Genomic DNA, 7489 nt, shown 5'->3' on the forward strand with positions numbered 1-7489 from the left:
TAGTGGTTTCCGGAATCCTTTACGGATTTCCGTGGACCTCGATCGAAGACCGCTGATGAGGCGAAGCACAAACCCCCGTTTTTCCCAAGAAATGGAGGGCCTCATGGAGGGTCCAGAAATTCAGTTTGCAGAGGCCGTTATTGATAACGGTCGCTTTGGCAAGCGCACCGTTCGTTTTGAGACCGGTCGCCTTGCTCGCCAGGCAGCAGGTAGCGCAGTTGCTTACCTCGATGGCGAAACCATGCTCCTCTCGGCAACCGCCGTGGGTAAGCAGCCTAAGGACCAGTTCGACTTCTTCCCACTCACTGTGGACGTTGAAGAGCGCATGTACGCTGCTGGCCGCATCCCAGGTTCGTTCTTCCGCCGTGAGGGACGTCCATCGACCGAGGCTATCCTCGCGTGCCGTCTGATCGACCGCCCGCTGCGCCCAAGCTTCATCAAGGGCCTGCGTAACGAGGTTCAGGTTGTCGTCACCGTCATGGCAATCCACCCTGACGACGCATACGACGTTCTGGCTATCAATGCCGCGTCGATGTCGACTCAGCTCTCCGGACTGCCTTACTCCGGTCCAGTTGGTGGTGTGCGTGTTGCACTCATCGACGACCAGTGGGTTGCATTCCCTAAGTACAGCGACAAGGAGCGCGCCGTCTTCGAGATGGTCGTTGCTGGTCGTGTAGTTGGCGACGACGTCGCGATCATGATGGTCGAGGCCGAGGCAACCGACAACGCCTGGAACCTCATTAAGAACGAGGGCGCAACTGCCCCAACCGAGGCAGTAGTTGCCGAGGGTCTTGAGGCATCCAAGCCATTCATCCGCGCACTGTGCGAGGCCCAGGCTGAGCTCGCGAAGACGGCCGCAAAGCCAATCGCTGAGTTCCCACTGTTCCTCGACTACGAGGACGACGCGTTCGCTGCTGTTGAGACTGCAATCACCGCAGAGCTCGCAGAGGCACTGACCATCGCTGACAAGCAGACCCGTGAGAACCGCCTCGACGAGGTTAAGGCACTCGCGTTTGAGCGCGTTGGCGAGCAGTTCGCTGAGCGCGACAAGGAAATCTCCGCAGCCGTTCGCTCGCTCACCAAGAAGCTTGTGCGCCAGCGCGTGCTCGCTGAGGGCATCCGCATCGACGGTCGTGGACTTGCTGACATCCGTACGCTTTCCGCTGAGGTCGAGGTTGTTCCTCGCGTTCACGGTTCCGCGATCTTCGAGCGTGGCGAGACCCAGATCATGGGTGTCACCACCCTGAACATGCTCAAGATGGAGCAGCAGATCGACTCGCTCGGTCCAGAGACCCGCAAGCGCTACATGCACAACTACAACTTCCCTCCATACTCGACCGGTGAAACCGGCCGCGTGGGAAGCCCTAAGCGCCGCGAAATCGGTCACGGTGCTCTTGCAGAGCGCGCACTGGTTCCCGTGCTCCCAACTCGTGAAGAGTTCCCATACGCGATCCGTCAGGTATCCGAGGCCCTCGGCTCCAACGGTTCGACCTCCATGGGCTCCGTCTGCGCATCGACCCTTTCGCTCCTCAACGCTGGTGTGCCGCTGCGCGCACCGGTTGCGGGTATCGCAATGGGCCTCATCTCTGACACTGTTGACGGTGAGACCCGCTACGCGGCTCTGACCGACATCCTCGGTGCAGAGGACGCGTTTGGTGACATGGACTTCAAGGTTGCCGGAACTTCCGAGTTCGTCACCGCGATCCAACTCGACACCAAGCTTGACGGCATCCCAGCATCCGTTCTCGCCGGTGCATTGAACCAGGCACACGACGCCCGCCAGACGATCCTTGAGGTCATCTCCGAGGCAATCGACGTACCAGACGACATGTCGCCACACGCGCCACGCGTCATCGCGGTTCAGGTTCCAGTAGACAAGATCGGTGAGGTCATTGGCCCTAAGGGCAAGATGATCAACCAGATCCAGGAAGACACTGGCGCTGACATCTCGATCGAGGACGACGGAACCGTATACATCGGTGCTGTCGACGGCCCATCTGCTGAAGCAGCACGTGCCGCGATCAACGCGATTGCTAACCCTCACGTTCCTGAGGTTGGCGAGCGCTTCGTTGGAACCGTGGTTAAGACCACGACCTTCGGTGCATTCATTTCGCTCACCCCTGGCAAGGATGGCCTTCTGCACATCAGCCAGATCCGCAAGCTCGTTGGCGGAAAGCGCGTTGAGAACGTCGAAGACGTTGTCTCCGTGGGCCAGAAGATTCAGGTCGAGATCGGTGAGATCGACCCACGCGGCAAGCTGTCGCTCCACGCTGTCGTCGAAGACGAGGGCGAGAAGGAACAGGCCGGCGAACAGGCTGACGCCTAATCGTGGTGTGGAAACTCCCACTTCATGAATCCGGTCATCCGGAAAATGAACTGACTGCTGAGTCGGACGGTGCGGTTATTCGCCGCACCGTCCTGCCCGGCGGGGTCCGCGTTGTCTCCGAGCAACTTCCTGGTCAGCGCTCTGCGTCAATCGGGGCTTGGGTCAACGTGGGTTCCCGCGATGAGCAGTCGGGTCACTTTGGCTCGACCCACTTCCTTGAGCACCTCTTGTTCAAGGGGACTAAACGTCGCTCTGCAATGGACATTGCGGAGGCCTTCGACGCGGTCGGTGGCGAAGCAAACGCTGTGACCGGTAAAGAGAACACCTGTTACTACGCACGTGTTCTTGACACCGATCTCCCCATGGCCGTTGACGTCATCTCGGACATGATCACGAGTGCCACGATTGACCCCGCCGAGCTCGAAACTGAGCGTGGCGTGATCCTCGAGGAACTCGCCATGAACGACGACGACCCCGGCGACGTAGTGCATGAGCAGTTCTCCGCAGCAGTACTCAAGGGCCACGACCTTGGTCGCCCCATCGGCGGCACCCCCGACACGATCAACGCGGTTCCCCGCGAGGCCGTATGGGAGCACTACCAGGAGCACTACCAGCCGGAGACCCTCGTATTCACGGCAGCTGGAAACATCGACCACGATGTCCTGTGCGCTGACATCTCCCAGGCCCTCAAGGTCGGAGGATGGGATCTCACCCCAGGTGTCGCGCCACGTGCGCGACGCGACACCACCCCCATTGTGGGGCTCGGGCAAGAGTCCGTCGAGATGACGATTCACAGGTCGGTCGAGCAGGCCAACGTGATCATCGGGTCAACCGGTATCACGGCAACCGACGACCGGAGGTTCCAACTGTCTGTTCTGACGGCCATTCTGGGGGGCGGCATGTCTAGCCGCATGTTCCAGGAGATCCGTGAGCGCCGCGGACTCGCGTACTCGACGTACTGCTTTGGCTCGTCGCACGTGGGAACCGGAACCTTTGGTCTTTATGCGGGCTGTACTCCGGCTCGCATTGACGAGGTCACGGAACTCATGGTCGGCGAACTCGAGAAGATGGCTGATTCCGGCATCACTCCGGCGGAACTCGAGCGGACGATCGGGCAGCTGTCCGGTTCGCTCGTGTTGGGCCTCGAGGACTCCGGATCACGTATGAACCGGCTGGGTCGTGCGGAACTCGTGACGGGAGAGCTGTACTCGGTTGACGAGTCGCTCAAGCGCATTCGAGAGGTCACGGCGCAGGAGGTTCAGGTCTTGGCACAGGAACTGGCATCTCGTCCGCGCTCAATCGTTCGGGTCGGTCCGTTCGGATCCTGACACCTTGAACACACCCGATGGACTGATCGGTGGGTGGTACACGCAGGAACGCTCAAGCGTTCCTGCGTAGACTGCTTACTGGTCAGTCCATTGTTTTTAAGGAGAGTTTCGTGATCAAGGTTGCAGTACTGGGCGCACAGGGCCGCATGGGCAAGAACGTCTGCCAGGCCATCGAGTCGGCTCCGGACCTCGAACTCGTTGCGAGCCTCGACGCCGGTGAAGACTTTGGAATCGTGGCATCGAGCGGCGCTGAGGTTGCCGTGGACTTCACGGTCCCGAGCGTGACCGAGGGCAACGTACACAAGCTCATCGACGCCGGAATCCACGCGGTTGTGGGGACCACCGGCTGGACCGACGAGAGCCGAGCGCGCGTCCGCACGCACCTCGCCGAGGATGGCAGGGGAACTGGCGTTCTCATCGCACCGAACTTTGGTCTCTCGGCGGTGCTCGCAATGACGTTCGCTGCCAAGGCGGCCAAGTTCTTCGAGTCCGTTGAGGTGATCGAGCTTCACCACCCCGACAAGGTCGATGCACCCTCGGGAACCGCCCGGCACACAGCTGCGGCTATTGCCAAGGCGCGTTCAGAAGCAGGCGTGCAGGTGAGCCCCGACGCCACGACCGAGGGCTTCGAGGCGCGTGGAATGGACGTTGATGGTGTCCGAGTCCACGCCGTGCGACTTCGCGGACTCGTGGCGCATGAGGAGATCCTGCTCGGTAACACGGGCGAGCAGTTGTCCATCCGCCAAGACTCTTTCGACCGTGTGTCGTTCATGCCGGGAGTGTTGCTCGGAGTGCGTGAGATCGTATCTCGTCCAGGCCTCACTGTGGGCCTCGAGAACATCATTGACCTGGGCTGACCGCCCGTAAAGGAGCTATGCCCATGCGTCTTCGCAGCCTCTTGATGCCGCTCGCCGTGACGGCGCTATCTGCGCTCTTCCTGTGGGTCATTGGCGGGCGCATCATCGCGCTCGTTGGGACGGGGGAGCCTGTCGCAATCGCGATCGGGCTGGCCATCGCCGCGGTTGTACTCGTAGCAGTATTTGCGATCGTGCGCGAGTGGATCTTTGCCACCCGCATCTCCGCCATGAGCTGCGAGATGCGGGACTCGGGATCACTCATCGAGGACACGCTTCCACGGTCACCGGGTGGACGCGTCGAGCGGGCCGTGGCAGATGCTCAGTTTGAGCAACTGCGTCAGGTCGTGGAGCAGGATGAGGATAACTGGGAGTCCTGGTACAACCTCGCCTTTGCGTATGATGCCTCAGGTGACCGCAAGCGAGCCCGCGCTGCCCTGCGCCGCGCGGAGTCGCTGCGTCGAACTCAGCGCCCGTCGCGCTAGCGGACTCAACACCGCACTTTCTGGCAGGACAAATCGCCGCACCCGCTGGCGGGAACGACGCCGCTGCGCTTCATGACCTACAGGTCAGCGGCCCAGCGTTCTTCGACTACCTCGACGCCCTCGCTGACACCGAGGTGGCGGACCCGTCCGTCGCGCGCAAGGCCAGCCGAGGCATAGAACTCCTGCTTGCCGGTGGCTGTGGCAGGCACCCACACGCTGAACTGAGTCGAGCCGTCTCTACGCAGGCGATCAACAGCCGCGGTAAGAAGTCGCGAGCCGTGTCCTTGGCGCCAGTGCTCAGGGGAGACCTCGAGAGCGACGATGGTCGCTGGGGCAACTGCAACAAACCCCACTACCTTGTCGGCCTTTAGCGCGGTCAAGACGCCGAGCCCCTGTCCCGCTGGTGCTTGGATGGATTCCTTCCACTGTGCCTCGATCGCGCTCTCATCGAACGACTCGCGAAGCTCCGGCGAGACGACGCCCGCCAGGTTCGCCTGCCATGCGTCGAGTTGGATCGCCACGAACGCCTGAGCATCGCCCGGGATTGCTGGGCGTACGGACACGTCTGCGTGCTCGCTGAAAAGCATCATCATCACTTTCGCTGGTGAGTGGGAGCGGCTCCGAAGGGCCGTCCCAAGTCTACCTGCGGGTGCACGCTAGAAGGCGACGTAGGTGGTGGCGAGGTACTCGGCCAAGCCCATGTCGCCGCCCTCCTTGCCCAGCCCGGACGCCTTGAGCCCGCCAAACGGGGCGGTGGCGTCGGAAACCATGCCACGGTTCAGCCCGATCATCCCAACCTCTAGGCCAGATGTGAGTCTGCGGGAGCGTTCGAGGTCTCGAGTGAATGCGTAAGCCACTAACCCGAACGGCGTCCCGTTCGCAATCTTGATCGCCTCGTCCTCCGAATCGAACACGACGATTGGCGCGACGGGTCCAAAAATCTCAGTTCCCACGATAGGGCTGGTATGGGGCACGTTCGCCAGCACGACTGGGGCGGTAAAGTGCCCGCGCAGGGCAGACGGTACCGAACCCTCAAACGCAAGGTCCGCTCCGTCACTCACCGCGGCGTCAACGAGCTGTTCGCTGGAAGCACGTGCATCGTCGTTAATGAGTGGACCCACGGTCACGGATTCGTCGAGACCATGACCCACCACGAGGGCCGCGAAGGCCGCCCGCAGGCCCTCTGTGAACTCCTCGGCAACAGACCGGTGGACCAGGAAGCGGTTGGCAGCCGCGCAGGTCTGGCCGGCGTTACGCATCTTGGCGGCCATTGCGCCGGCCACGGCCGCGTCGACGTCCGCGTCCTCGAACACCAGGAACGGCGCGTTTCCCCCGAGCTCCATCGAGGTCCGCAGGACCGAAGGAGCGGCTTGGGCGAGTAGCGTCCGGCCGACCTCTGTCGAGCCGGTGAAAGAGAGCTTGCGCAGCCGCGAATCGGACAGGATAGGTGCGGAGAGCGCCGATGACGAAGTCCCAGTCAGCACGTTAAGAAAGCCAGCGGGCAATCCGAACTGGGAGCCTAGATCTGTAGCAAGCCGAGCAAACGCGAGAGTGGTGAGCGGCGTGAGCTGTGCAGGCTTGATCACCACGGGACAACCCGCAGCGATGGCGGGCGCGAACTTGCGTGTGGCCATGGCGAGGGGGAAGTTCCACGGAGTGATGAGGTACGCGGGGCCAACAGGCTTGGACACCACGATCTGCGTGTGCCCCGAGGGGGCCGGACGAGCCAGTCCGGGCTGGCGCAGGGCCTCGCCCGCGAACCAGCGAATGTAGTCCGCGCCGTAGGCTACCTCGGCGCGCGACTCCGTGATCGGCTTGCCGCACTCCACGGTGATGAGTTGGGCGAACGCTTCCTGCCGGTCCATGACTGCGCGGTATAGCGCGTCTAGGAAGTCCGCGCGGGCCCTGGTCGATACCAGGGCAAGGGGAGCGGCCGCCGCAGCGCAGGCCTCCATGGCGGCGATCGCGTCCTCGGCGGTGGCGTCGGGGATTGTGGCCACGGTCTCGAGCGAACCGGGGTCGACCACGTCGAACGTCCGGTTCAGAGCGGCATCGCGGAACTCTCCGGCAACGAGAATCTGGTGTGGCAGCATGTCGTAGAACAGGTAGGAGCGCATGCCACCTAGTATCCACCTGCGGCCCAGTTCGCGCGTGCCCGGAGCGGGACTCACTGGCGTCCGTAGCCAACCTCACCCGCATGGCCGCTACCACGTCCCGGCCCCGCGCTGGACTAGACTAAACCAGTCGCCCGTACCCGTTAAGCCAGTGTCTCGATGGAGACCGGAACGCGGGACAACGGCAGGCGTATCACTCCTTCCCGCAGGAGCGAGCGCCCGGGTGGCCCACACACAGTCCCAGAACACACGCACAACCGATTCGAGGCACACGTGAATACCGAGTATGAGGACCTCCTCGCGCACGTCATGACGCAGGGCACCCCCAAGGCTGACCGCACGGGGACGGGAACTCGCTCCATCTTTGGCCACCAGATGCGCT

At 62.5% G+C, this 7489-nt stretch carries 7 protein-coding genes; 5 read left to right on the forward strand and 2 right to left on the reverse strand.

Annotated elements, in window-relative coordinates; translation table 11 throughout:
- Nucleotides 1–103: 103 nt before the first annotated feature.
- The 4 genes from HGSM_RS10075 (at nt 104) to HGSM_RS10090 (ending at nt 4993) form a co-directional block, all read left to right on the forward strand.
- Nucleotides 104–2326, forward strand: coding sequence for a polyribonucleotide nucleotidyltransferase (locus HGSM_RS10075; protein WP_019148634.1), 2223 nt, complete (start codon nt 104–106; stop codon nt 2324–2326).
- Nucleotides 2327–2328: 2 nt separating this feature from the next.
- On the forward strand, nt 2329–3654 hold the full coding sequence (locus HGSM_RS10080) for a M16 family metallopeptidase (protein ID WP_019148635.1): 1326 nt from the start codon (nt 2329–2331) through the stop codon (nt 3652–3654).
- 110 nt (nt 3655–3764) lie between these two features.
- Nucleotides 3765–4511: a 4-hydroxy-tetrahydrodipicolinate reductase gene (dapB, locus tag HGSM_RS10085; protein ID WP_019148636.1), complete on the forward strand. Its 747-nt coding sequence runs from the start codon at nt 3765–3767 to the stop codon at nt 4509–4511.
- Between the two features lie 23 nt (nt 4512–4534).
- A complete protein-coding gene (locus HGSM_RS10090; protein WP_019148637.1) occupies nt 4535–4993 on the forward strand; it encodes a tetratricopeptide repeat protein in 459 nt (152 codons plus the stop codon).
- Nucleotides 4994–5070: 77 nt separating this feature from the next.
- Here the strand turns inward: HGSM_RS10090 and HGSM_RS10095 are convergent, their stop codons facing one another.
- Entirely contained in the window at nt 5071–5580 is a 510-nt protein-coding gene (locus HGSM_RS10095; RefSeq protein ID WP_019148638.1) for a GNAT family N-acetyltransferase, read from the reverse strand.
- 69 nt (nt 5581–5649) lie between these two features.
- Entirely contained in the window at nt 5650–7110 is a 1461-nt protein-coding gene (locus HGSM_RS10100; RefSeq protein ID WP_019148639.1) for an NAD-dependent succinate-semialdehyde dehydrogenase, read from the reverse strand.
- Nucleotides 7111–7266: 156 nt separating this feature from the next.
- On the opposite strand from HGSM_RS10100, the gene HGSM_RS15080 reads away from it, so the two are divergent.
- The coding region (locus HGSM_RS15080; protein ID WP_040594938.1) for a thymidylate synthase at nt 7267–7489 on the forward strand (223 nt) is incomplete at its 3' end.

It is taken from the genome of Timonella senegalensis JC301, from assembly GCF_000312125.1.
GTDB lineage: Bacteria > Actinomycetota > Actinomycetes > Actinomycetales > Cellulomonadaceae > Timonella > Timonella senegalensis.